This is a genomic window from Microterricola viridarii, from assembly GCF_900104895.1.
Taxonomy (GTDB): Bacteria; Actinomycetota; Actinomycetes; order Actinomycetales; family Microbacteriaceae; genus Microterricola; species Microterricola viridarii.
Genome location: NZ_LT629742.1, coordinates 2,449,163 through 2,471,419, shown reverse-complemented (window position 1 = coordinate 2,471,419; position 22,257 = coordinate 2,449,163). Strand labels below are relative to the sequence as shown.

Here is a 22,257-nt window from a genome sequence, read left to right as displayed (position 1 = left end):
GAAAACGCGACTCTGCGGCGCCACGCCAACCCCGTATTCGGCCCGGTTCGATTGAGCTGGGTTGGCCTCGAACACCTACGTGTTATGAACACCGATCGCCTCGCCGGGCTCGGCCTCGAGCCGGTTCTTACCACGAGTGAGCTCGCAGAGTACCTCGGCGTGCACGTGCAGGCTATCTATGATCTGCGCGCCGATGGCCGCGGGCCCTCCGGCATGCGGGTGGGGCGAGAGATTCGCTATCGCATCTCCGATGTCGTCTGTTGGTTGGACGGGCTCCACGAACCAGCCGCGACTCTGGCGCTCGGTCAGAAGGTGCGCTGATGGCCGGTCGGCCCCGCCTCCCTGTCGGCACTTTCGGCGCCATCCAGACGACGCGCCTCGGGCCCGATCGCTATCGGTCTTGGACCCGTTTTCGCGACTGGGACGGGCAGAACCGGCAGGTCACGAGCACGGCGTCGAGCCGCAACGGTGCGATCACCGCGCTCAAGGCCGATCTGGCGCAGCGTATGCACGTCGGCGACACGACAGCCTCGCTGGATGCGGGCTCACCGTTCACTGTGCTCGCTGAAGCCTGGCTGGAAGACCTCATGCTCGACATGGACCGTGCGGACAGCACGAAAGAAATCTATGAGCGAGAACTGCGCACCCTCGTGTTGCCGACCTTTGAGCACTTCACGGTGCGTGAGGTGACCGTCAGCCGTATTGAGCGTTTTCTCAAGGTGCAGCGGGCAAAGTCCTACCCGCGTGCGAAGCACTCCAAAACCATCCTCGGCATGGTGCTGGGCTTCGCCGTGCGGCGCGAGATCATTCCGCGCAACCCGGTCAAGGAAACCACGCGGATGAAGAAGCCGCCGCACACACCCAAAGCCCTCACCATGGAGCAGATCTCCGCGATCCGCATCGCCGCGCGGGACTGGCGCTCTGCCCCGGGCACGCTGGGGCCGCGGCCCGACGGTCAGGTGCGGGATCTCATTGAGGTGATGCTCGGCACGGCGACGCGCATCGGTGAGACGCTAGCGCTCCGCAAGTGTGACGTCGACATGGCAGCCGACCCGCCCCGCGTGTACATCAACGGCACGGTGATCGTCGGCACGGGCAAGGGCGTGTACCGGCAGGAGCATCCGAAAACGCACGAGTCGAATCGCGTCTTGGCCGTGCCGGCGTTCGCTGCTGAGGTGATTCGACATCGTCTGGCATTGATAGCCGGGGAGGATGCAGAGCATCTGTTGTTCATCTCGCGGAATGGCACTCCGCTCGCCCCAAACAACGTCAGGCGCAACTTCCGCGAGATCCTCAAGCTCGCGGGCCTCGAGGAGATGGAGATCACCCCGCACGCGTTCCGCCGAACGGGCGCGACGCTGCTTGCCAACGAGCTCGGCATCCAGGCCGCGGCTGACATGCTCGGGCACACCTCGACCTCGACGACGAAGGAGCACTACGCCGAGCCGGATCGCACGGTGAAGTCTGCGCCGGCGGAGGTGCTGCAACGTTTGGGGCCGGACTCGCTGTAGCGACATGTGGGGAGGCAGGAGATTCGGGTTCCTGACACATCGTGGACGCCATGCCGAGGGACGCATGTAGCTCTCTGATCAACGAGACATCGATTCTCGATTGACGCGGTGCATTGCGAATGACAGCTGCATGAGTCGCCATTGACCGGGGACACTCTCGCCTACGAGAGTTGCGCAGCTTGCTAGGTTCCGGGTATGGGCGACGACGTTGCGCCTGACTACTCGTAGTCGCCTCCGCATCTACACCATGTCGCCTGCAGGGTTGCTCAGGCAGACGCGCTGATCTTCACAATTGGACAGCTAGCGCTGGCTTTTGCGGACCGCTGGACGCTAGTCAAACTCGAGGCGCCTTCGGGTTCGTATGGTTTTGCCTGGCCCCCCACAGGCCGTCCGCGCCGGCGCGGTGCAGGGCCTGTCGACGAGGTCGCCCGCCCGGTCCGAGAACGGCCCCGACACTGTCGGCGGCGGCCCCTTCCGCCGGGACACGCCCAGCAGCCCCACGCGGCGCATCAGCCGTTCCACCGTGCTCCGCGCGACCGGATGGCCGTCGCGGCGCAGCTGCGCGTGCACCTTCGGGGCGCCGTAGACGCCGTAGTTCTTCGGGTGCACGTCCTGGATCCTCACCGCCGTCGCGTGGCTTCCTGGGCGAAGAAGGTGAACGCTTTTTCAAGAGCGTCCGATCCAGTTTCAGGTCTGCATTCTCTATCCGCAGCCTTAACAGCTCGGCCCGCCTGGACTCTGTCACGTCCGCCTGCCCGGTCTCGTTGCGGGCCTTGAACGCGATCACCAAACGACCCAAGTGGCCTCGTTGATGCCGAGCTCACGTGCAACGGTGGCGACTGCCTTGCCGGTCGTGATGACCAGCTTCACGGCCTCGTCCTTGTGCTCGGGAGTGAGCGGCCGATGTGTCCTTGCCAGAGTGAGCATTCTCTGCTGTGAGGTGTCCACTCGCCGGGGTCAAAGTCGATTTCGAGCTGATCGTTGTACGCCGCGAACTCCGTCGCTGATAAACCGAGAGCGTTTTCGTGGACGGGGTCCTCGAAGACGAACTTCGCGGCGAAGCTTTCCGCGGTGGCTTGCTTCGATGCGCTGATCGACGAGGCGACGGACTCCTAGCTCCGTCTCGAATCCTTACCAGAGGAGCTGGCCGACACCGGCAACGCACTCCCCAAGATCAGGAGGGCACCGATCGATCCGACCGCCACCACCCCCATATGGCTATTCTTCTACTCAAATCCATCTCCCATTGCCTTTCGAGGCTTGAGGGATATTGGTCTCCAATAGGCCGTTGCTAGGGGATGCTCGGCGCGTGGATGAAAGGTTGATTGCTTCCCCTTCGATTCGGACTCAACCCGTAAGCTGGATGCGCGAACGGGGGGTGGGAGCTGGTGGAGGAACGAGACTCAGATGCGGCCCTGTGGTTAGAGGCGGTTTCTGGCACCGAGCGTGCCTTCGCTGTCATCTTCGACCGGCATCGAGCCAGAGTATTCCGTGCGGCGTATCGGCGGGTCGGTAACGTCGCTGATGCTGAGGACGCCGTCGCAATCGTCTTCCTCGAGGCGTGGCGACTCCGCAAGAAAGTGCGGATCGTTGACGGCTCGCTTCTTCCGTGGCTCCTGACTGTGACAACCAACGTCACACGGAATCTGACGCGAGCTCAGCGCCGCTACAGGCGCCTCATCGGCAATCTTCCGCCCAGCCCCTCAGCCGAAGACGCGGCACCCCAGATCGATGCACGGATAGATCTTCATATGCGCGGGAACCGCCTCGCTCAGGCGCTCCGGAAACTTGCCCCAGCCGATCGTGCAGTGGTCGATCTATGTCTGGTCGAAGAGCTGCCAATCGCTGCCGCTGCCGCTGTTCTGGGCATTCCCGCGGGCACCGTAAAATCGCGACTTCATCGAGCACGCGGCCAACTCCGTACCGAATTGACGGATGTGGACACATCAGTAGCAGACGGCGAGATAACGAGAGGAGGCGCGCACCGTGAACACCTATGACGTACCCGCCATGACTCCGGAACGAACTGATGCGATCCGTGAGCTGTTAATGCAGCGCCTTCGCGGCGAGCCTCACGAAGTAGCACGGCGAACACGGCGGCGAATCCTCGCAGGAAGCTTCGCGGGTTTGCTCCTCGTTGGTGGTTTCGCCACGGGAGCGGCGATCGTTCTAAATGCCACCCATATGTCCAACATGAACCTCGTTCACTGCCTCAGCTCCACCGATGTCAACCCTGACGGAAGCTACCCCGGGTCGTCTGCAACCCTCGAGAACGGTGGCGGATCAGGTCACGTAGCAGATGCAATAGTGCTGTGCACGCAGATGTGGGAAGAGGGCGCGCTCAGTGATGACTCAGACCCCACAGCTCCCGCACATGCGCCGGGAGTCGCGCCACCGCTGCAAATTTGCGTGCTCCGAGACGGAAGCGCAGCGGTCGTTCCGAGTTCTTCAGAATCGATTTGTCTCTCGCTCGGAATGGCGCCACTCGACCGCGAGTAGATCTACCCAAACGTGCCCGCCGGCCGGAAAACGAGAGACTTCACGTTGTCGTTCCAGCCTCCGATTGAAGAGCAGTACGGGGTGCAATTCAGTTTGCTTCCACCGTAGTTTGTGGCCGTGTATAGGGTGAGCCAACACCCATTCGAGCCTCGGGCTGAGCTAATGCTGTTGTCCCATCCCGCCGTCAGCGTCGAAAATCCGAACGTCACCTCCGCGCAACCGCTCGAGCCGTAGAACGCCAGGCTTGCACCTGTTCCATTGGCATCTTTGTAGACGGTCCCGAGCAGCACGTTCGCGGTAACCCCTCGTGCAGCGTTGCCTGCACCCACCTTCTCCAGAAACGCATTCAGCCCATCGGTCGTGCCGAAGCACACCGGCTCGGCCAACTCCTCCGTTGAGCCGAGCTGAGCTGCCTCAACAGCACAATGCTCTACGGCGGGTGAACTCTCGACGGCCACCGCCGTCGTAGCCGAGCCCAAGCTGAGTGCCACAGCCCCGATGACCGCCCCCACACATTGAACGATTCGATTCTTCACAACTTCCTCCTGGAACAGAGAGCTCCTCGTAAGCCCTTTGACATGAGATGTCCGATGAGACGTACGCGGTCCAGATCACGTCGACCTCAACTCGTGAAACTGGCTAGCGCTCAGCTCGAGCAGCGGTGGGAGCTCGACGGAGATCATCGCGCCACCAGCACCATGATTCCGAGCCCTAGAGAACGAGGCTCCGGTAGCCGACCCCATCAGCTCTTCGCTTCTCTAGACGTATGCGCCTGGCGCACCCGCACCGCTGGTGCTGCCATCAAGGGCGAGAAGCTCTACGCCTGAGCCCGGATCCGCATCAACCGCTCGACCGGAACCGGCGAGCACTGGCTACTGGGCTGCCGGTCGGTGAAAGATCCATCAGACTTGGCCCACTTCATCTGCCACACTCCGTAGAACGTCACCCTCATTGAGCCCGCGAGGGCTGCCAGAGCCCGCGGGCCATTGAGGAAACCTGTCAAACCTCCAAAGGCGAGACCGGACTCGATCACTACCAAGTCCGCCAGAACACCGGCTGGTATCGGCACATCGTTCTCTCCATGTTCGCCCCGCCTGCCTTGGCACCAGCTGCTCAAGCTTGGGGGCCAAGAACCAGGCTACGGGCAACTGGCAAAACTCTCAGTTCCTGGCATCAGGCACCTCATCGCATGGCTCGTATGGCCCCGAGCCCGCAACCCACACCGCTTGATCCGCTGGGCCCTATGGCGAGGCACGAAAGGTGCGGTCTCGGTAGCGATCGAAGATCACTAGGAAAAGGCGCTCGGTTCCCGAGATTGCTTCTAGCCACAGCGCGGAATCCGACTTTTGTTCGCTCTTCACTTGCACCCCTCATCGGTCATTCTACGAACGCGAGGGATATCAGGTCAGACGTGAACCATTCGCGGCGATCCGGACATCTCTTAGTAAGCCTGCGCCTGGGGCCGACATCGATGAGAAAGGAACCGCCCATGAATCTAGCCGCAACTCGAGAGAATCTCGAGCCTTCCGAAACGCGCGACCCGGGGCATCGCCGTCGCGGGTTGATGCTACTAGTCGGGACATTTGTCATGACCTTTCTCGTTGGTTTCGGCCTCCAGCCGGCATCGGCTGGCGACGCCAGTAGCGACACTGGAACGTTCACAGTTTCCGGCAAGACCTACACAAATTACGCGACCGTAACGGGCAACACCTCCGGACACTGGGCATCGGCAAGGACAACGACCTCACGACCGGGGGCTCAGAACGGGGACATGGGTTCCAAGGGGAGGCTATTCACTAGCAACAATTCCCTGAGCTGCGAGGGCAACATCACCTACAACTCAGGGGCGTCCTACGCCAACGGAGACTCTTGCACTAGATGGCAAACGGGATCCTGGTACTCATACGGCGTATCGTACGGCTGGAACGGGAGCGGCTATAATCCGGTCTACACCTTCCAATCCCGACTCCAGAACTCCTAGGAAGGACGGTCAATCATGAAGAAACGCACCACCACACTCGCAGTTGGCGTAGCGGTTCTCGCGCTCGCCGGCCTTGGCACGGGAACAGCAGTCGCATACGTTCCCACGCTCTTCGCCCCTGCAGGGCTGACTGCGGAGGGCATGCAATCGAAGCCCCTACCCGCACCCGAGTATGAAATGAACCGGCAGGGTCTCACTTACGGTTCCGCAGTCGATGCCATCTCACCTGAGACAGAGCCTGACCTGATTCAAGCAGTGGCGACCAACGGCAAGGAAGGTTTCGTCAGGAAGACTGAGCTTGATGCCGTCAATGGGACAGCGGCTCAGGCATCGTTCAAATCTCCGGAGGACGCTCTGAAATGGCAGGCGACCGAAGGGGCGAAGGACCACGTAATCCCGGTCTACGGGGTTGACGGGTCAACGGTTCTCGGGGAATTTCTCGTCGTCGGCCAGGTCACACAAAGCAGGGGCGCCGGAGTGAAGTAGGACGAGGTCAATCCAACCTCACACCGTCGTCGGACAAGCGGTCGAGTGTTCTCGGCCGCAATCTGAACGCTGGCTTGGCTTCAACAGCCAAGCCAGCGTTGGGGTTGGCAAGCGCACAAAGCTGACGAATTGGGGCTTCACCGTCGTCTCCCGTGACAGCTGTGTGAAACGCGTCACCGGCGTTAGATCAAAGCCCCCTGACCCCAATGTGACGCAGCTGTACGGCAGCGGTTTGCAATAGCGCGGATGCATAGTCCCGCCAGTATTCTTGCGGAGCTCTACAGCGAGGCTGGATCATCCCCGGGCAGCTGTGCGTAAAAGTCCGCTTCGGCCGCGTTTCGTTTGGTGACGTCATCCACTACGAACTGTGCAAAGTCATCGTCGCGTCTATCGATCTGGACTCCGTCGATGTCCGTGGCAGCCGGCTCACCAGGCCAGGAGGTTTGCCGTGTCGGCCGGTCTCGATCGAGGCGAGTGCCCGACGTAGCGACCCAGTCGTGGAGGCGTTGGCGCGCGTCAGCGAAGTCGCGGTGCCAGCCGAGCGGGGCCGAGCCGTGTTGGTCAGGGTCGTAGGCGCAGAGCCAGTGCAGGTGGAGTGCGGAGAGCTCCCAGACGAGCTCTGGGTGTCGGTGCCAGAACGGCGGCACGATTGACGCAGGGAGACCGTACGTGCGCCGTAGCCAGTTCACCCACCGGTTGAGCTCAATCCATTCGGTCTGGGCGTCTTCAGCGGTCAGGAGATTCCAGTTCACCGGGTGTGGCGGCTCAGCGTCAATCGGCCCGTCAACATCGTCGTAAGCAGCTGCGCTTTGCGGTGCATCCGTATCGCCAGTGGGCCACTCGCCCGAGTAGGCCGACATCGTGCCGCTCACATCACGCGTGCGACTGAGCGGGCCCGATCTGGAATCGGGGTTGGCTGGGCGTCCAGTTGTGCGATCGGGTGCTCATGGTCGGGGCTCGTGGACGAGCGGCGGGCGCGGTCGACGTCGTAGTTCGTGCGGGCCAGGTCATGGCCGATCTTCTTCGCGACAAATTCCTCTCGCTCCAAGGCCATGCCGTCATGGACGAAGGTGAACGAGCGCACATAGCCTTCGGCAACGAAACTGTCACCCTTCGCGAACCGCGTGTACGCCCGTTCAGCGGTGGCGCGGTAGGCGACCATGTCGTGGAATGTTGGCTCCAGCTCCGTAAAGCCGCCGCCGTCATCGCGGCGGAAGTGCGGTTGGCCGATGCGCACGTAGAAGCGCGTGTCGCCGGCTTCGGTGACAGACTGTTGCGGTTCCGAAGCGATGAAGCCTGAGAGCGATTGCTGCGTGTGGAATGCCATGGGACTGTCCTCCAAATGATGGGCGGATTCGTTGAGATCCGCTTCTACTTGGAGGTGCGCCAGACGGGCCATGGTTTCGAGCGCAGGCAGGCACCGTCATTCTGCATCGGTGATCGGATGCTCGGGAGGCGCCTGGTGAGCCGGCAGACGCAAGAACGACTCGATCTCCGTGCGATTCGCTCGCAGTACTTTCGCGTCCTTGCGTTCCGTCCACATGCGGAACTGGGCAACGACGGGCGGAGCCGCGCGCAGCATGATGAGGCCGGTGCCGAATGGGAGGGTGCGGATCGTGTCGGGCGGCATGATCGCGACGCGGCGGATCGAGCGTTGTGAAGAGCGGGAACCGCGGTCGCCAATCGTCGACGAGTTGGTGGACTCGTCGCGCTCGCCGATCAGGGTCGAGAGGTCGTGCAGGTCTCGCGAGTTGGATGCTCCGCCGAGCACGATCTTGACGATCGACGCGTCCCAGATGGCGCCGGCCGCGTTGTCGCTCCACTTGGTGCGCGCCTGCGCGAGTGATTGCAGAACGGGAATCGTCGTGATGCCGGTGCCTCCACCCTCCGCCATGAGGTTCGGGAGCGACGGGAGGGGAGCGAGGTTGCCGATCTCGTCGAGTGCCAGCAGCAGGGGCGGGTCGAGACGGGCTCCGGTGTTGCGCGCGGCGATGCGGCGGGCGGTCTCGATGAGGTCTTCAACAAACGCCGCGACGAGTGCAGCGGAGTTGTTCGCGCCGGCGCCGGTGGCGAGCAAATACAGGGTGCCGTTGCTGCGCAGGAAGCGCTCAGGGTCGAAGCCTTCGCCGTCGTCGGGGGAGACGGCATCCAGCACTCGAGGGTCGGCCAACGCTCCCAAGGCGAGGGAGACGCCCTGCCAGATGGAGTCGCGTGTGCGCGGGTCGGCCTCGAGCATCGCTTGCAGCGAGTCTCCCCAGCCGGTGGCGGCGGCCGGGGTGCTGAGCAGGATGGACACCGCGTCGTGGGCGGCGGCGGGATCGAGGGTCCAGCGGAAGAGCTCAGCGGGCGAGCTGTGGTCGAGGGCCGCCGCGTGCAGCAACGATTGGAGTGCCGTGCGGGTCTTCGCCTCCCAGAATCCGCCGCCGTCGACACCACCCGCGGCCAACCCGGTGCCGGCGGCCAGCCCCGTCGCCCGGATCATGGCCGTGAGCGGGTCTTCGCATCCGCGGATCGGCGACCAGCGCAGCCCCACCGGGATGCCCGCAGCGAGCTGTTGCGGGTCGAACACAGCAACCGGGCCGAGCCGTTGCCGAGCCCGCAATGTGGCGGTGAGGTTGTCAGGGCGCGTGGAGGTGGTGACGACGGGGCCGGGGGCGTCGAGGATGGAGTTGATCACGATGTGTGCCCCTTTGCCGGAGCGTGGTGGGCCGATGACGAGGATCGAGTCTTCGACGCTTGCCCACACCGTGGTGCCGCGTGCTCGGCCGATGCGGTAGCCGACGTCGCTTGGTCGGGCCTTCGTCAGGGAGGGGCGTAGGTGTGCCGCGCGCTTCATGAGGGCTGAGCGTGAAGCGGCGCGGGCGACTTCGGCGCGGGTGGCAATGCCGGGGATGCGATGCGGGTCGTACCTGGCGGTGCGTCCTGAGTCGCGCAGCATCCTCCACAGCCAGATCGTCGCGGTCACCGCTATCCCGAGCAGCACGGCGACCGCGAGCCAGTACGCAAATGGGCTGAGGTCCGGTGCGTTCAGTGCCGCGGATGGGTTGCCCAGGTTGAAGAGCACCGCGAGCCCGGATGCCGGCCCGCCGGAGGGTTGCGCGATGCCCGTCGCCCAGGCCGCGACTGCGCCTGCGGCTCGGAGCAGCAGGGCGAGGGCTGCGGCACCGATCAGGAGCCCGACGCCGAGGTTGGTGAGCTCGTCGCCGAGTGTGCCTTGGGCTCGTGTGGTGCTCATTGCAGCGTCGCCACTCTCTCGGCGGTGTTCAGAGCACCAGACCGGGGCCGGTCCGCGCGGCGTTTCGACTGGGCGCGTGCACAAATGTTCGGTCGCCGGAGAACCCGGCGGTTGAGTCCAGCAGGTCGGTGACGTCTTGTGCGTCGGTGACGAGGCTCGCGATGCCCTCGTGGATCAGCCGATGACAGCCCGAGCTCGCCGCGCTCGTCACCGGGCCGGGGACCGCGCCGACCGGTCGGCCGAGAGCGTGCGCTTGGCTGGCGACGTTCAGTGATCCGGAGCGATGCCCGGCTTCGACGACGACCGTTGCGCCGGAGAGCGCCGCGAGAATTCGGTTGCGCTGCAGGAAACGCCACCGCGTCGGGATGGAACCCGGTGGCAGCTCGGTGAGAAGCAGGCCGCCGCTCTGCTCGATGCGTTCGAAGAGTTGTTCATGGCCGGTGGGGTAGAGCCGGTCGAGCCCGCCCGCGAGCACAGCGATAGTTGAACCGGGGGAGGTCGCGGTCGCGGCGCGGTGCACGGAGCCGTCGATGCCGTACGCGCCCCCGGAGAGGATCACGCGCCCCTGGGATGCGAGCGCCGAGGCCAGCTCGGTGGAGACATACTCGCCATACGCCGTCGCGGCGCGGGCTCCGACGACGGTGACCTTGCCGGGGAGCCCGGCCGATAGCAGTCCCGGATCGCCCCGGAGCCAGAGCGCAATCGGCGCACCCACGCCGAGCTGTTGCAGCTCGCCCGGCCACTCAACGTCCTCCGGAGTCAGCAACCGCATGCCGGTGCGCTCCATGTCGCCACGAATGCGGTCTGCCTGACCGGGGTTGAGGCGTGGGGCAAGCCTTCGCCGCCACAGCTCACCCTCCGCCGGATCGACTCCATTCGGGAGACGATCGCCGGACGTGATCAGCTGCACGGTCTCAATCGCGCCAAGCCGGGCGAGCAGCGTGCCCGTGATGGTGTCGCCCGGCTCCGACAGCGCAGCCAGCGTCATCCGCGCCTCTCTCGCTTCGTCAGCATTCGCAGCCATCGCCCTGCCTCCTCGATCCACATCACAGGTGCGCCCCGGCACACGCGTGCCTACATGCCCGCGGTCATCCGGCCCGTGGTGTCGAACACCGCGAGCTCATCGGGGTGCAGCTGGTGCTGCACAACGAAGCTGCGATCCTTCACCCGCCACAGGCCCTGCCCGGTGCCGAGCGCGGGAAGCAACTTCTGCTCAGTGCCGCTGAGCCCGAGCGCGCTCGCCGTGGACCCGAGTTGGTCGGCCTCTTGCCGGTAGACGATGCGCGTTTCGGCGTTCGCCAGCAGCGATGACGCGAGGGCGCGCATCGCGGAGTCCGAGTCGCCGACGTTGTCGAGGTCGCTGAGCTTGTGGAAGATGAGCATGTTCGCGATGCCGTAGTGCCGGGCGAGGCGCCAGTGGGCGTCCATGCGGCGGAGGAGTGCCGGGTAGGCCATGAGGCGCCACGCCTCGTCGTAGATCACCCATTGTTGGCCGCCCGCCGGGTCGGCGAGCGCCGACTCCATCCACGCCGACGAGCACGTCATCAGCACGGAGATCAGCGTCGAGTTCTCCGCCACCCGCGAGAGATCGAGGGAAACCATCGGCAGCGAGGGGTCGAAGCGCACGGTGGACGGTCCATCGAAGAGCCCAGCGAGGTCGCCAGCGACGAGGCGTCGCAGCGCATGGCCTACGAGGCGTCCGTCGTCCGCGAGCCGGCCTTCGTCGTCTTCGGGGTTCGGGGCGAGGATGCGCTCAACGACCATGGGCAGGATCGGCACCTCGGCGCTTCGCACAGCATCGGCCAGCGCCAGATCGATCGCCGTGTGCTCGAGCGGGCTGAGGGGTCGATCGAGCACCGTCTCGGCGAGGGCGCCGATCAGCTCGCGTCGCCGTGCGGCCAGCTGCGCCGCCCATTCGGTGTCGGTGGCGGATGCCGCGCGGTGGCCCTCATCGAGCGGATTCAGCCGGTTGCGCAAGCCGTGGCCGAGGATGATCGCCTTGCCGCCGACGGCCTCGGCGACAGCGGTGTGCTCGCCCTTCGGGTCGCCGGGCACGTAGACGCGTCGACCGAAGGGGAGCGAGCGCGTGTAGAGCGACTTGGCCAGCGAGGACTTGCCGGAGCCGACGATGCCGGCCAGGACGACGTTGGGAGCGGTGATCATCCCGCGCTGGTAGAGCACCCACGGGTCGTAGACGAAGGATGCCCCCGAGTAGAGGTCTTGGCCGACGAAGACGCCGGCCGAGCCGAGCCCGGCCTCGGCGAGGAACGGATAGTGGCCGGACAGCGTCGCGGACGTGTCTTGGTGCTTCGGCAGGCGCAGCCGCCCCGGCATCCGCAGCTGTGCGGGGCCCGCCTCGCCGCCAGCGGGGAGGCAGGCCGACTGGCGGGCTTCGTCGCGCTCAGCCCGCCAGCGGGCGCGCGCCTCGCGCTGATTGGTGCGGCGAGCATCAGCTTCTATGGTGGATGCTTCACGCCGGCGTGCATGTCGGTCTCGCCGAAGTTCGCCGCGCGGTTCGATCAGCGCGGTGGTGTGCAGCCGTTCATCTCCAGACCTGTTCACAATGAGACCGCGTGCCCGGTCTTGCTCGTCGCCCGGTCGCCGCTGCCGGCCCAGGTGTCGGCGACGTCCTGACGAGCTCGAAGCGACTGAGCGACGGGTGCTCTCGGCGCGGTGACGAGCGTCCGTTCAGGATCGGCACTGTAACGGCGGAGGAGCGAGACGTACCCGAACGATGCGTTGTAGGTCAACGCGTAGGGGGAGCCGAAAACTTCAACTGTCCGGTCGGTGTGCCCGGCCGGGATGCGGTCGTACACATAGCCGTTCATGAGCGCGGCGTCGACCGTCTCGTTGCCGAAGTCCCACTGTTGCAGATACTCGATCGCCGCAGCGGGGCCGCTGTGATCGATTAAATCAAGGAGGTCGTCGGCCTCGCCGCCCTGCAGGAAGATGATGCTGATCCAGCGGGATGCCGGGGCTCTGCCGCGATCATTGAACATGGCGACTCCAATCAGGGACTTCTGCCCAACAGGTGCGCACGGCTCCCATACCCCTTCGCGCGGGCGAAAAGCACTGTCAGCGCCCCTACTAACCTGAACGCGTTAGCCACACTTCACGAGAGCTGCCCGCGTTTCGGGCGAGAGCCCGTGAATGCTGGCATGTGAAAGTCGACACCGAACGCGCGCAGCACTGACGGTTCGAGGTCGTAGTTGCGATCACTGCTAAAGGAAATAGTGCACATGACCGACGCTGTGGGTGCGACGGGTATCTCCCGGGTACCCCCAAAACAGGCGGTGACCCCCGTCATACGTCTTCTGCACGGGAGACGTGCCGCCTAAACGCTTCGACATGCGCGCGTATCTGCGAGGATCTCCTCAGGGCGGCCTCGCCGCAATCTGACGAGGTTCGGTTCCTCACCGGCTGCGAATAAGAAGGATCAGTGATGGCTGTACAAGCAACTATTGAGATTGACGACGATAGATGGGCGAAACGCCCCTACGGCGTGAAGTTCGACGACCCGGACTGTGACAGTAGGTTTGGCAGGAACGGGTTCACCAGTCGCGGGCCGTGCCACGACCTCATTGAGCAAGCGAAGGCGGCTGGCTTCGACGTCGCCGAGGTCCTCGAGCGCTTTTACTAGGCCTACTCCTGTCATGGGGAGCGTGCAGTGCAGGCGCTTAGATCGAGCGTGGGCTTGATGTCTTGCGCGGAAGCAGACCCGTTGGCTTCAAACTGGAACCAAGTTGCGCATTGCGAGCGGATTCCGTTTGCTGCCGAGCCGAGATCTGCAGGTGGAAGCTCGGGTCGATCAATGCTCTCCGTCCGGGCGTACCTGCCAGCGAAGCTCCAGGGTGTGGTCGAGGTGACTGCCAGGCAAGTACTCCAGCCAGCATCCTTGCGTCCGCATAGATCGGGTTTGGGAGGTATCCGTTGACCAGCTGTCTCCACCAATTCGACGAAGGACGTCACGATGACGTCGTGTCGATGGTTGGCTATCCCTCGCCAATGCTGAGCGGCGGACACAACCTCGATCGAACTCCCTTTACCAGCGACAGCCGTCCCGATGTCAGAACAAAAGATTTACATGAAGTTCCCTGATATCGCCGACCATGGCCCCATAATCTTGGCGCCGGACCTAGCGATCAAACGCTCCGACACAGCGGCAAGGCGGCCGCCGTGAACGCCTGCGCTTGCTGTCCGACGAGTCGGCGCGTCTCGCACGACGCCTGGATGGCGGCCTGCTCGATCGTGGAGACCGCCGCGTCCAGATTATCGGCGCTTGAGGCTGTAATGCAGATGAGACCGGTCGTATGCAGCACACCGTGGCCGGCGGTGAGGTCGGCCTCCTGCTGCAGCACATCTTCGTACTCGGCATTCGCGCCGGCATCCTCGATCTGGCCGATGCGCTTGCGCTGGTGGGCGTCGCTGATCAGCTCGGTCTTCTTCTTGCGGAGGTCGCGGGCCGCTTGATCGGCGCGCACGGGCAGGTAGTGCAGCGACACCGTGCGCAGCACACCGTTGGTGAAGACGACGGGGGAGAGGAAGCCGGGGTACACCTGTGAGCGTGGCCATTCGCTGATCCACAGCACCGCGTGGAATGCGCTGTCGGTGCGGAGCCGATCCCAGCTCTCGGTGACGGCCACTGGGCCGGCGGTGGCCAGGTCACGTCCGACTTCGCGGTGGCGTTCCAGGGCGACGCCGACGGCGGGGTCATATGCCGTGCGCAGGATGTTGGCGAGCTCGTCGGCCGTGAGCCACCCGCCGACTGCGAGATCCGCTGCGCGCAGGGCGCCGGTGAGGGCGGCCATCTCCTGTCTGAGCACCGTCGCCGCCCCGCGCATGCCACCGCCCTGCGTGTGGATCTGTCGGGACGCGGCGTGGAGGTCGAGCGCGAGACTGATCGTGGTCGCGTGGCGTTCGCCAGCCGGGCCGGCACGTTCGATCAGGTCGCGGTACGTGGCGGCCGCCCAGCCGTCATCGTTGATGCCGTGCTGCTCCCACCACTCTGCGAGACCGGTGCCGGAGTCGGGCAGGGTGCGCTCCGACAGCTGCAGGCGGGCGATGCGGCCAGATCGGCACGCGCCGGCAAGCACGCGGCCCCACCCGGCCACGCGGCGGTTCTGCTCGCCCGGGTCGAGCAGCGCGAAAGCCGGGTGCGACACCGCGACGATCGCAGTCAGCGTCTGTTCGTGCGGGTCGTGCACCATCACGGCGCCAGACTCCGGATCGTTCCACTCACGCAACGAGGCCGCGTCGCCGGGGAGAGCGAGGGTGCCGACGGGGCGTGGGCGGATGACGCGGCGCCGGTAGGTGAGTTGGCCGCGTGCGCTGCGCCACATCCAGCGGCTGACGATCGGCATCCACTCGACGAGTTTGCGTCCGCCGATCGCGATGGCGGCAGTGAGCGCCGCCGTGCCCCAGATCGGGCTCGTCCAGGCGATGCCCGGGGCGCCCGCCGTGTAGAGCGCGGTGACAAGGGTGAGTACCCCGGTCGACACGGCGATCAGTTGCGGCAGCGAGAGCCCGAGCAGGATGCCGCGGCGGGCCAGCCGTGAGAACTGCACGGGGGAGAGCTGATACGCGGTGCGGTTGCCGTCCGCGGTCATGATCACACGTCCCTTCGTGCTTGTGCGGTGATGGGGGAATGCGCACCTGGTGACGGCGAGGAAACCCGCGGGCGCCGGCGGCCGACGACCGGCGGTGCTGGACTCGCCGGGGCAGGCGCAGCGACGTCGTCGGCTGATGGCGCGTGGGCGTCGGCCTTCCGGCCGATCGCATTGCCGACTTGCGGGCCGGCCTTGGCCGCTCCACCGACTACTGACGCACCGACGGTCACGGCCGCTGCGGCCGGCACTGCGGTGGTGCCCGCGCCCGCGGTGCCCGCTCTGGCGCCGCCACCGCCCGCCGTGCCAGCGCTCGAGGTGGCTGGGGTGGCAGTGCCGCCTGCAGTGGCAGAACCGCGACCACCCTGTGCGGCGGTAGGCACAGCGCGGCCCTCTGCAGGTGTCGCGTTCTCGATGTCCTTGCTCGGGCCGAGGATCTTCTTCGCGTTCTCCGCCATCGGTGTGCTCGGCACAGGAACGGGCCGGTTCAGTGCGGACTTGGCTTCCTGCTCGCTCGACATCGCGTGGTACATGTCGAACCCGACGAAGCTCAGGAACTTGTAGGTGATGTAAGGTGCGAAAGCGGCGATGAACATCAGCACGATGCCCGCGATCGGATCGCTGATCGAGGCGAGGTCCGCATCGATGGGCGCGGAGACCTGGGAAACGGCAACCAGGAAGATGACGACGAGCACCAGCTTCGACAGGATCAAGGCGAGCACGAACGCGACCCACTTCGTGAACCACCCCTTCGACGCGTCCCAGGTTGCGCCCGCGAGAGCGATCGGCCCAAACACGATCGCGACGAGTAGCAGTGCCTTGCGGACGAGGAGCGAGAACCACACGATCGCGGCTGCACTGATTGCGAGCGCTGAGAGAAAGATCGTCACGATCGCACCGACACCGGGGGCAGCGATACTGATCGTCGTGAGACCGCCGGCGAGAAGCGCGATGCGGTCGCCCATTCCCTCCATGGTGTTGCCGCTGGCCTGCACGACGCCGATCGCCAAATGATCGGTGATCTCAAGCATCAGGCCAGTGAGGGTGATGAGCACGAAGGAACCGAGCACCGACTTGGCGAGGCCGAGCGCGGCTCGGGAGAGCGCAGTCGGGTCGCGGTGCACCAGCCCGGTGATGAGTTGCAGGCAGAAGAGCACCAGGGTGACGAAGACGGCGACGCCGAAGAGCACGTTGTACACGTCGAGGTATCCGGGGTCGGTGACGTCGACGAGAGTCGTTGTGTCGAATGCTGCCCAGACGGCTTCGAAGAGCCAGGCCGCGGCCGCGCCCATCGCGCTCGCGAGCCAGTCGAACGGTGCCGCGATCAGCGAAGCGGTGCCTTCGCCGACGGTGCTGCACACCTCGGCGATGACGGGGATGTCGCAGACACTCATCGCTCTGACCGGTTGTCTCGCTGGGTCAGACGGTTTGTCCGACGCCCCAGAAGAAGTTGATGAGTGTGACGGCCGCGCCGCAGATGATCGCTGCGCCACACGACACCAGTACGCCGAGCTTGCCGCGCGACGCCAGGTGCGGGTTGGACGAGTTGGCGCCGAACCCCCAGACGATCGCCGAGATGATCAGGGCGAGCACGCTCAGGATCAGCCCGACCGTCATCACCGCGCCGACGATGACGCGCAGCTGCTCGATGCCCGGAAGGCCGGTCCCGTTCGGGTCGATGTCGATCACAGGGTGCTCCCTCGCTCGTTGAATGGGTACGAACGTGAGGAGCGCACAGCGCTTCCGCGAGCTACAGAGGAACGCGCCATTGCGTATGCAAACGAAGCCGGACCGTTCTCTTGGCACGCAGATCATCGGATATCGCCGACGACGCTTCCGCACAACTAGCGAGCGCTGATGACGCTGATCACGCTGTCGTGGGACTTCGGCGCCAACTTGATGGACTTTCCATCAGGGTCGGAAACGTGGCGCATCCCACAACGGCCAAGCCTGCCGCTACTCATAGACGTGCTCGAGTAACCAGCTCAGGCCATCACGTCGAACGTCGAAGATGCGGTTGAGCCCGGCGCTATCGGCAGCTTGGAATCGCCAGCCGACCGGAATTACAGGCGGGTGCGTGATCATTGTTGGGAGTGACCCAACGTCGCGGAAGAGCTCGGTGGGTGTGTCGGTGACTCGCCATCGTGATCCCCGCCAGATCATTCGTGTTGGGACCCCGCCGTGCAGCCACAGTGTTACAGCGTCGGTGACGGTGCGCATGATTCCTGCATTCTCTCGAAACTTGCTTCAGTCGAACTTATGTTCGATAACAAACGAGCGTACGCCGCCGCCGCCGCTGTGAGTCAAGAGGAGTCCATGGGACGTGACCGAGCTCAAAAAAGCTAGCCCTAGATGGACACAATTTCGAGGAGGCTTCGCGCATCCTTGAGTACCACGTCTGACCCGCATTCGGCACATGTGAAAGCGGCGTCCGAGCCGATCGCGATCAAACGGCAATGCTCGCACTCGAGCAGGTAGTTGTCCAAGTTCAGCTCGATTGTCGAGGCGTGAAATCCACGGAGGAGAATCCGTGGATCGCTGAAGGCGTACACGTGCAGGGGGCGGTTCTCTCCCGTCGGCTGCTCCGCAACTTTACGCACCGCCCCTACTTCTACCCATTGGAGGATCTTTTGTCGCATTGCCTGTGTCGTAATCCGGAAGACGTCATTCGCCAGTTGAGGTGTCGTGAAGTTGGCGTTCGGTACGCGCGAAAATTCTGCGGAGAATCGCGGGTAGAGTTCGTCGACTCGTTGCTTCGAAAACTCACCGATCCCAATCATCACATTGTCTCGAGATATCCGCGCCTCACCGACTTGGGATTTTGTGGCCTCCGCAATCACTTGCTTCGCAATGCGGATCATGTCTCTCGGTGAGCCATGAGCGACATGGCAAATGAGCAAGTGGGCGTCAAGTCCGGCTTCGGACGAAAGGAGGTCGTTGAGCGAGCCGATTCTTTTCTCAGAATGCGCTCGTAGCCGCCGTGAAAGCATCTCGGTGAGCTCTTCAACGGACCAACGTAGTCGGTGGATCATGACTCGGTCGGGGCGCCCCCCAGCTTCCATGAAAAAGCGTTCAGTCTGGTCCCACAGGAAGAATTTGAACCCAACTCCCGTTTGTTGGATCGTGGGCAGGCTGATTAGTAGCTTCGACACTATGTCGAAGGCCGCCTGAGGGCTGTTCGCAGTCGCCGATGTCTCGTCTACCCGGTCAACTAGGACGTAGACCGAACGCCAGAAGAGCTTCTTCGAGATCGCCAGCAGGTCTGTGAGCAGGTCTCTCGCCCCCGCGGCGAGCGAGGCAGGTGTGGAGACTAGGTCGCGGTCGATGGTCGAACCTTCAATTCCCGCTTTCGCCATAAGTGCGCCGACCACGGTCGCCACAACGCCACCGTATTTGTGCCACGCTTCGCTCGCCTTGTCGTGAAGGGTCTTGACCGCTGACATCGCGTCGCGATACTGCGACGTGGTCAAGCTTGTGAGTAGAGCGCTCGCGGCTGTTTTGAGGACGTTCTTGTCGTGCTCATCGAGATACAGATCTGCGCCGTTGGGCTCTGCGTCGAGCTCAGTAAGGATAGCGAGCGTGAGTAAGCGTGCCACGGCAAGCTGGTGGTCTTCGACGGTCGGAGTCTGGCCGGCCGCCCACTCAAAATCCATGTAGGTCAACGCGAGGTACGGCGTCGTAGGATTTGACGCGCCTTCCTCAACCATTCGTCGCAGCGCCGATTTGCCCGTACCTCTTGGCGAGAACACAATCGAGGCTTCGGGATCACTGGGATCGCCCATCACACTTGCGAAGTACGGCGGCGGTACGAAGTACTCGGATAATCTCTCTTCACGATCGGAATCGGTCGAAGCAAACGGATCGCTGATGAATCCCGCGGTAGCGATAAACGAGCTGTAAATCATCGGAGTTTCGAATCCTCTGTAGTCAAGTGATTGCCTACAACCTATCGATGGATGGCCCGTCGGCTTGCCGCAAGGGGGCGTGTCGGCCGCGACGTGCAGCATCATTGCGCGATGACGGCTGTCATAGCTTCAGCCGTCCCAGCCGAAATGCCGTTCCAGGCGCAAGATTGGGCGGCAGAGACGCGGCTGGGCGAAATAGTGGCGGAATTTCTTGTCGAAGAGTTTCAACAAAGGGACCCATTATCGTCGTTCGCCCCACGTGGAGATGCGAACCACTACATCCGAAGGATCACCATGGACAGACTATTCCGGTGAGCTGAGCCCGATTCGCTCTCCATACCTATCGTCACAATGCTTTGACATCGACCTAAGCGTTGGCGCGCGGCCGAGGGGCGGCAGGACCAGTTCTGGGGCTGGAGCTCGTATTTGCTGACTCATAGACTCCGGCTCATGCTTCCCGATTTGACGATTGTCCTCGCCGGACTTGCGGCTCTAGTGATAGCGATCTGGTGGGGCTGCAAGGCGTTGTTCGCACGGTTCCAGAGGAAAGCGGCCGAACGGCGCTGGGTCGAGGCAACTCGCCTCGCCCTCGCCTCTACGCCAGATCGTCTCGATATGATCGGGCCGCTTAGCGATGAGGAGTTGCGAGAGTTGCTGAAACAGATCGTCTTCGAGATCGGCCGTTCTGGTGCATTGGATTGGGCAGACATGCTGGATTCCGTCAGATGGGTTCGGAGAATAGTTCGAGAGAGAGGCGAGGCTCAATAGGCCCTTGGCCTGCGGGCATGAAACTGATTCGCAGACGATTCTTGGCATCTGCGCAGTCGTTTTCGGGGATGGCTGCTGCTGGCAGTTTGATAGATAGGTCTGAGCCGTCCGAGTTTCATGACGTCGTGTTGTCAGCGCGGTTCTCGGCATGAGGGCCGGTCGTCAGAGCCCCGCACCTACATAGAGCAGGAAATTGACCAGGGCGACGGCGGCGCCAGCAAGTGCAGCCGCCCCGCACGCTATCCAGAGCCCGGTCCGGGCTTTTGTGGCGGTTTGGAAATGGCCGTTCGCCGTGGCGAGCGCCCAAGTGACCCCACTGATGACCATCATCAGCACTGCCACGATGAGTACGAGAGTCAGTAGCGCGCCAACGATGCTCTGGAGCTCGGCGGCGCCGCCCACGGCACCGAAGTCGGGGAACACGTCCATGTCATGCCGCCTTGCCTGGTCTGCACCCGGTCGAGCCTGCCTCGGCACCGGCGAGTCCCGCCGCACCGTGCTCCGCGAGCCATTCCATCGCGTTGACAGCCGGTTCGCGCTCACCGCCCGGGTGGATCTCGACGTGGAGGTGCGGGCCGGTCGACTTGCCCGCGGAGCCGACGTCGCCTATGTGCTGGCCCGCGGCCACGCGCTCGCCCACCGCGACAAGGATTCCATCGTCGTACATGTGCGCGTAGTACGAAGCAACCGGCCCACCGGCGACCGTGTGTTCGATGACGATCAGCCCGCCGTAGCTGCCGCGTTGACCGGCGAAACCAACGATTCCGTCCGCAACCGCGAGGATCGGTGTTCCGGCCGGTGCAGCCAGGTCGCTGCCCGCGTGGAATGCCTGGGCCCCGGTGACGGGGTCGGTTCGCCAGCCGAAGCTGTCGGTTCCGGTGTATGTGCCGGCCGGAAGAGGGAACACGATGCGTGACGTCTCCTGAACGGTCACACCGGCAGCGCTCGGCTTCGTCGACGTCGGCTGAGTGAGTGCGGTGATGATCGCTTCCGCGACCGGCTGGTAGTTCTGGTACCGATCCGGGTACGCGCTGACTTCCACTGCCTGCGCGGCTTCGCCCGGGTCGATGAACTGCCAGCCGTCAACGTCGAGCAGCCCGCGTGGCGATCCGGCATTCGGCCCCGACGGTCCACCGAAGAATGCCCGCGCCTGGTATTCAGGGTCCATGAGATCGGCGACGGTGCCCCAGCCCGAGGCCGATCGCATTTGGAAGAGCCCCAGCGAGTCGTGATCGGAGCCGACACCGTCGTTGGGGTAGCTCGCAGACTCGGGGTGCGCGGTTGGATTGGTGAGCATGCGCAATGTCGACTCTGTCAGTGCGGCCATCAGTGCGATGAGTGCGCCCTGGCGGCCGACGCCAGGCAGCTGCCCTCCGACAGCGAGAATCGTCGCTGCATGGGTGAGCTGCTGTCGGTTGAGCGATATCGACCCGCCGTCTCGCGTGTGCGCGGTGAGCGAGTCGGGAATGCGACCGACGGCAAGTGATCCCCAGCCGCATGAGATCTCAGCGGGGTTCATGAGTGCGGCGACGCCCATCAGTCCAAGTAGCGGGCCGGCCAGCAGGATGATTCCAAGGAAGCCGATGAGTCTCTTCATCTCCCGGCCTCATTCCAGTGGCCGGTCGAGCTGCGAGAGCCGCAGGAGCACGCACGGGTCCACGCCCGGGCACGCGACAAAGATCGTGAAAGACACGGAGCGGTCTGTGCGCACGAGCTCGGTGTCCCACGTCCCTGCCCGATGGCGGGTGCCCACCACTTTCAAAGCCGTGGCGCCGCGGGGGAGCTGCCCAGGTGCTGCCTGCTCGAGCGCTGTCGACCAGGCATCCGGAACGGCGACTGACCGCAGTTCGAGCCACTGGCGCGTGCCGTAGGTGCCAAGCCGCTGCCACATCTCGACGCCCGGGAGAAAGCCGCGAACATCGGATGCCACGGCGGCCGCCTCGTCGACATCGGCGGCGTCGACGAGCACCTGCGCCCACGGGCCGGGGCCGCCCTCGTGGCGCGTGTCCCAGGTGAACAGTGCTCGCGCGACACTGCGGGCGAACAGTTTGGGATCAGACGTCACCGCCACCGGTTGCGGCTGGTCGACGCGATCGGGCACCGTCGATGAAAAGGATCCGTTGTTCGCCGCCGGCGCCGGTCGAGCCGCGGGCGACGGCCCCCGGAACAGCCCGTACACGCCGATCGCTGTGAGCATCAGCAGCGCGATGGTGCTACCGGCTATCGCGATGATCGGGCGGCGCCTGTGTGGGACGTGCATTGTCTGCTC

Annotated in this window: 22 protein-coding genes; 6 read left to right on the top strand and 16 right to left on the bottom strand. The window is 64.3% G+C overall.

Translation table 11 applies throughout. The features are described 5' to 3' along the window. Positions 1-84: 84 nt before the first annotated feature. Together BLT62_RS11285 and BLT62_RS11280 are read left to right on the top strand one after the other, a co-directional pair. Positions 85-321, top strand: a complete 237-nt coding sequence (locus BLT62_RS11285) for a helix-turn-helix domain-containing protein (RefSeq protein WP_083364145.1) — start codon at positions 85-87, stop codon at positions 319-321. Then, positions 321-1,511: a tyrosine-type recombinase/integrase gene (locus BLT62_RS11280; protein WP_083364144.1), complete on the top strand. Its 1,191-nt coding sequence runs from the start codon at positions 321-323 to the stop codon at positions 1,509-1,511. Before BLT62_RS11285 ends, BLT62_RS11280 begins: the two co-directional genes overlap by 1 nt. Positions 1,512-1,841: 330 nt before the next feature. Here the strand turns inward: BLT62_RS11280 and BLT62_RS18430 are convergent, their stop codons facing one another. Both BLT62_RS18430 and BLT62_RS18425 read right to left on the bottom strand, forming a co-directional pair. Continuing rightward, a complete protein-coding gene (locus BLT62_RS18430) occupies positions 1,842-2,120 on the bottom strand; it encodes an IS3 family transposase (protein WP_172829694.1) in 279 nt (92 codons plus the stop codon). A 174-nt stretch (positions 2,121-2,294) separates the two neighbouring features. Further along, positions 2,295-2,438 carry a transposase gene (locus BLT62_RS18425; RefSeq protein ID WP_407937566.1) on the bottom strand — a complete coding sequence of 48 codons (144 nt, stop codon included), beginning with the start codon at positions 2,436-2,438 and terminating at the stop codon, positions 2,295-2,297. A 461-nt stretch (positions 2,439-2,899) separates the two neighbouring features. Between BLT62_RS18425 and BLT62_RS11265 the strand changes: the two genes are divergently transcribed. Continuing rightward, positions 2,900-3,511 (top strand): RNA polymerase sigma factor, encoded by a 612-nt coding sequence (locus BLT62_RS11265; protein WP_231919125.1) that lies wholly within the window; start codon positions 2,900-2,902, stop codon positions 3,509-3,511. Positions 3,512-4,012: 501 nt separating this feature from the next. On the opposite strand, the gene BLT62_RS11260 is transcribed toward BLT62_RS11265, so the two are convergent. After that, the gene (locus tag BLT62_RS11260) at positions 4,013-4,546 is read right to left on the bottom strand and encodes a peptidase inhibitor family I36 protein (RefSeq protein ID WP_172829693.1); all 534 of its coding nucleotides are present in this window, start codon (positions 4,544-4,546) and stop codon (positions 4,013-4,015) included. A gap of 1,460 nt (positions 4,547-6,006) precedes the next feature. On the opposite strand from BLT62_RS11260, the gene BLT62_RS17710 reads away from it, so the two are divergent. Beyond that, a complete protein-coding gene (locus BLT62_RS17710) occupies positions 6,007-6,477 on the top strand; it encodes a hypothetical protein (RefSeq protein ID WP_156786329.1) in 471 nt (156 codons plus the stop codon). A gap of 278 nt (positions 6,478-6,755) precedes the next feature. On the opposite strand, the gene BLT62_RS11255 is transcribed toward BLT62_RS17710, so the two are convergent. The 6 genes from BLT62_RS11255 to BLT62_RS11230 form a co-directional block, all read right to left on the bottom strand. After that, positions 6,756-7,337, bottom strand: coding sequence for a hypothetical protein (locus BLT62_RS11255; protein WP_083364139.1), 582 nt, complete (start codon positions 7,335-7,337; stop codon positions 6,756-6,758). An 8-nt stretch (positions 7,338-7,345) separates the two neighbouring features. Beyond that, positions 7,346-7,804, bottom strand: coding sequence for a single-stranded DNA-binding protein (locus BLT62_RS11250; RefSeq protein WP_083364138.1), 459 nt, complete (start codon positions 7,802-7,804; stop codon positions 7,346-7,348). Between the two features lie 96 nt (positions 7,805-7,900). After that, complete coding sequence (locus tag BLT62_RS11245; protein ID WP_083364137.1) at positions 7,901-9,712, bottom strand: type IV secretory system conjugative DNA transfer family protein; 1,812 nt, start codon at positions 9,710-9,712, stop codon at positions 7,901-7,903. 28 nt (positions 9,713-9,740) lie between these two features. Beyond that, positions 9,741-10,736 (bottom strand): DNA-processing protein DprA, encoded by a 996-nt coding sequence (gene dprA, locus BLT62_RS11240; protein ID WP_083364136.1) that lies wholly within the window; start codon positions 10,734-10,736, stop codon positions 9,741-9,743. A 50-nt stretch (positions 10,737-10,786) separates the two neighbouring features. Continuing rightward, positions 10,787-12,274, bottom strand: a complete 1,488-nt coding sequence (locus BLT62_RS11235) for a TraC family protein (protein ID WP_083364135.1) — start codon at positions 12,272-12,274, stop codon at positions 10,787-10,789. Next, entirely contained in the window at positions 12,271-12,711 is a 441-nt protein-coding gene (locus BLT62_RS11230; protein ID WP_083364134.1) for a hypothetical protein, read from the bottom strand. Before BLT62_RS11230 ends, BLT62_RS11235 begins: the two co-directional genes overlap by 4 nt. Before the next feature lie 443 nt (positions 12,712-13,154). Between BLT62_RS11230 and BLT62_RS11225 the strand changes: the two genes are divergently transcribed. Further along, complete coding sequence (locus BLT62_RS11225; RefSeq protein ID WP_083364133.1) at positions 13,155-13,352, top strand: hypothetical protein; 198 nt, start codon at positions 13,155-13,157, stop codon at positions 13,350-13,352. A 502-nt stretch (positions 13,353-13,854) separates the two neighbouring features. Here the strand turns inward: BLT62_RS11225 and BLT62_RS11220 are convergent. The 4 genes from BLT62_RS11220 to BLT62_RS11200 form a co-directional block, all read right to left on the bottom strand. Beyond that, positions 13,855-15,318 carry an SCO6880 family protein gene (locus tag BLT62_RS11220; RefSeq protein ID WP_083365430.1) on the bottom strand — a complete coding sequence of 488 codons (1,464 nt, stop codon included), beginning with the start codon at positions 15,316-15,318 and terminating at the stop codon, positions 13,855-13,857. Between the two features lie 2 nt (positions 15,319-15,320). Next, positions 15,321-16,709 (bottom strand): conjugal transfer protein TrbL, encoded by a 1,389-nt coding sequence (locus BLT62_RS11215; protein ID WP_083364132.1) that lies wholly within the window; start codon positions 16,707-16,709, stop codon positions 15,321-15,323. A gap of 25 nt (positions 16,710-16,734) precedes the next feature. Continuing rightward, on the bottom strand, positions 16,735-17,004 hold the full coding sequence (locus BLT62_RS11210; protein ID WP_083364131.1) for a DUF6112 family protein: 270 nt from the start codon (positions 17,002-17,004) through the stop codon (positions 16,735-16,737). A 659-nt stretch (positions 17,005-17,663) separates the two neighbouring features. After that, positions 17,664-19,220, bottom strand: a complete 1,557-nt coding sequence (locus BLT62_RS11200; RefSeq protein ID WP_156786328.1) for a P-loop ATPase, Sll1717 family — start codon at positions 19,218-19,220, stop codon at positions 17,664-17,666. A 450-nt stretch (positions 19,221-19,670) separates the two neighbouring features. Here BLT62_RS11200 and BLT62_RS11195 point away from each other — a divergent pair, with 450 nt between their 5' ends. Further along, positions 19,671-19,988 carry a hypothetical protein gene (locus BLT62_RS11195; RefSeq protein ID WP_083364128.1) on the top strand — a complete coding sequence of 106 codons (318 nt, stop codon included), beginning with the start codon at positions 19,671-19,673 and terminating at the stop codon, positions 19,986-19,988. A gap of 162 nt (positions 19,989-20,150) precedes the next feature. Here BLT62_RS11195 and BLT62_RS11190 read toward each other — a convergent pair whose 3' ends face one another. Genes BLT62_RS11190 through BLT62_RS11180 form a run of 3 tightly spaced genes read right to left on the bottom strand, consistent with a single transcriptional unit; the run spans position 20,151 to position 22,248 of the window. Further along, positions 20,151-20,417 (bottom strand): DUF6112 family protein, encoded by a 267-nt coding sequence (locus tag BLT62_RS11190; RefSeq protein ID WP_083364127.1) that lies wholly within the window; start codon positions 20,415-20,417, stop codon positions 20,151-20,153. Position 20,418: 1 nt separating this feature from the next. Further along, positions 20,419-21,585, bottom strand: coding sequence for a M23 family metallopeptidase (locus BLT62_RS11185; RefSeq protein WP_083364126.1), 1,167 nt, complete (start codon positions 21,583-21,585; stop codon positions 20,419-20,421). A gap of 9 nt (positions 21,586-21,594) precedes the next feature. Then, positions 21,595-22,248 (bottom strand): hypothetical protein, encoded by a 654-nt coding sequence (locus BLT62_RS11180; RefSeq protein WP_083364125.1) that lies wholly within the window; start codon positions 22,246-22,248, stop codon positions 21,595-21,597. Between the last annotated feature and the right edge of the window lie 9 nt (positions 22,249-22,257).

Bases quoted from the DNA above. Each gene is read 5' to 3' on its own strand.
- BLT62_RS11285 (WP_083364145.1), top strand. From the start codon at position 85: ATGAACACCGATCGCCTCGCCGGGCTCGGCCTCGAGCCGGTTCTTACC.
- BLT62_RS11280 (WP_083364144.1), top strand. From the start codon at position 321: ATGGCCGGTCGGCCCCGCCTCCCTGTCGGCACTTTCGGCGCCATCCAG.
- BLT62_RS18425 (WP_407937566.1), bottom strand. From the start codon at position 2,438: ATGCTCACTCTGGCAAGGACACATCGGCCGCTCACTCCCGAGCACAAG.
- BLT62_RS17710 (WP_156786329.1), top strand. From the start codon at position 6,007: ATGAAGAAACGCACCACCACACTCGCAGTTGGCGTAGCGGTTCTCGCG.
- BLT62_RS11255 (WP_083364139.1), bottom strand. From the start codon at position 7,337: ATGTCGGCCTACTCGGGCGAGTGGCCCACTGGCGATACGGATGCACCG.
- BLT62_RS11250 (WP_083364138.1), bottom strand. From the start codon at position 7,804: ATGGCATTCCACACGCAGCAATCGCTCTCAGGCTTCATCGCTTCGGAA.
- BLT62_RS11245 (WP_083364137.1), bottom strand. From the start codon at position 9,712: ATGAGCACCACACGAGCCCAAGGCACACTCGGCGACGAGCTCACCAAC.
- dprA (WP_083364136.1), bottom strand. From the start codon at position 10,736: ATGGCTGCGAATGCTGACGAAGCGAGAGAGGCGCGGATGACGCTGGCT.
- BLT62_RS11230 (WP_083364134.1), bottom strand. From the start codon at position 12,711: ATGTTCAATGATCGCGGCAGAGCCCCGGCATCCCGCTGGATCAGCATC.
- BLT62_RS11225 (WP_083364133.1), top strand. From the start codon at position 13,155: ATGGCTGTACAAGCAACTATTGAGATTGACGACGATAGATGGGCGAAA.
- BLT62_RS11220 (WP_083365430.1), bottom strand. From the start codon at position 15,318: ATGACCGCGGACGGCAACCGCACCGCGTATCAGCTCTCCCCCGTGCAG.
- BLT62_RS11215 (WP_083364132.1), bottom strand. From the start codon at position 16,709: ATGAGTGTCTGCGACATCCCCGTCATCGCCGAGGTGTGCAGCACCGTC.
- BLT62_RS11200 (WP_156786328.1), bottom strand. From the start codon at position 19,220: ATGATTTACAGCTCGTTTATCGCTACCGCGGGATTCATCAGCGATCCG.
- BLT62_RS11195 (WP_083364128.1), top strand. From the start codon at position 19,671: ATGCTTCCCGATTTGACGATTGTCCTCGCCGGACTTGCGGCTCTAGTG.
- BLT62_RS11190 (WP_083364127.1), bottom strand. From the start codon at position 20,417: ATGGACGTGTTCCCCGACTTCGGTGCCGTGGGCGGCGCCGCCGAGCTC.
- BLT62_RS11185 (WP_083364126.1), bottom strand. From the start codon at position 21,585: ATGAAGAGACTCATCGGCTTCCTTGGAATCATCCTGCTGGCCGGCCCG.
- BLT62_RS11180 (WP_083364125.1), bottom strand. From the start codon at position 22,248: ATGCACGTCCCACACAGGCGCCGCCCGATCATCGCGATAGCCGGTAGC.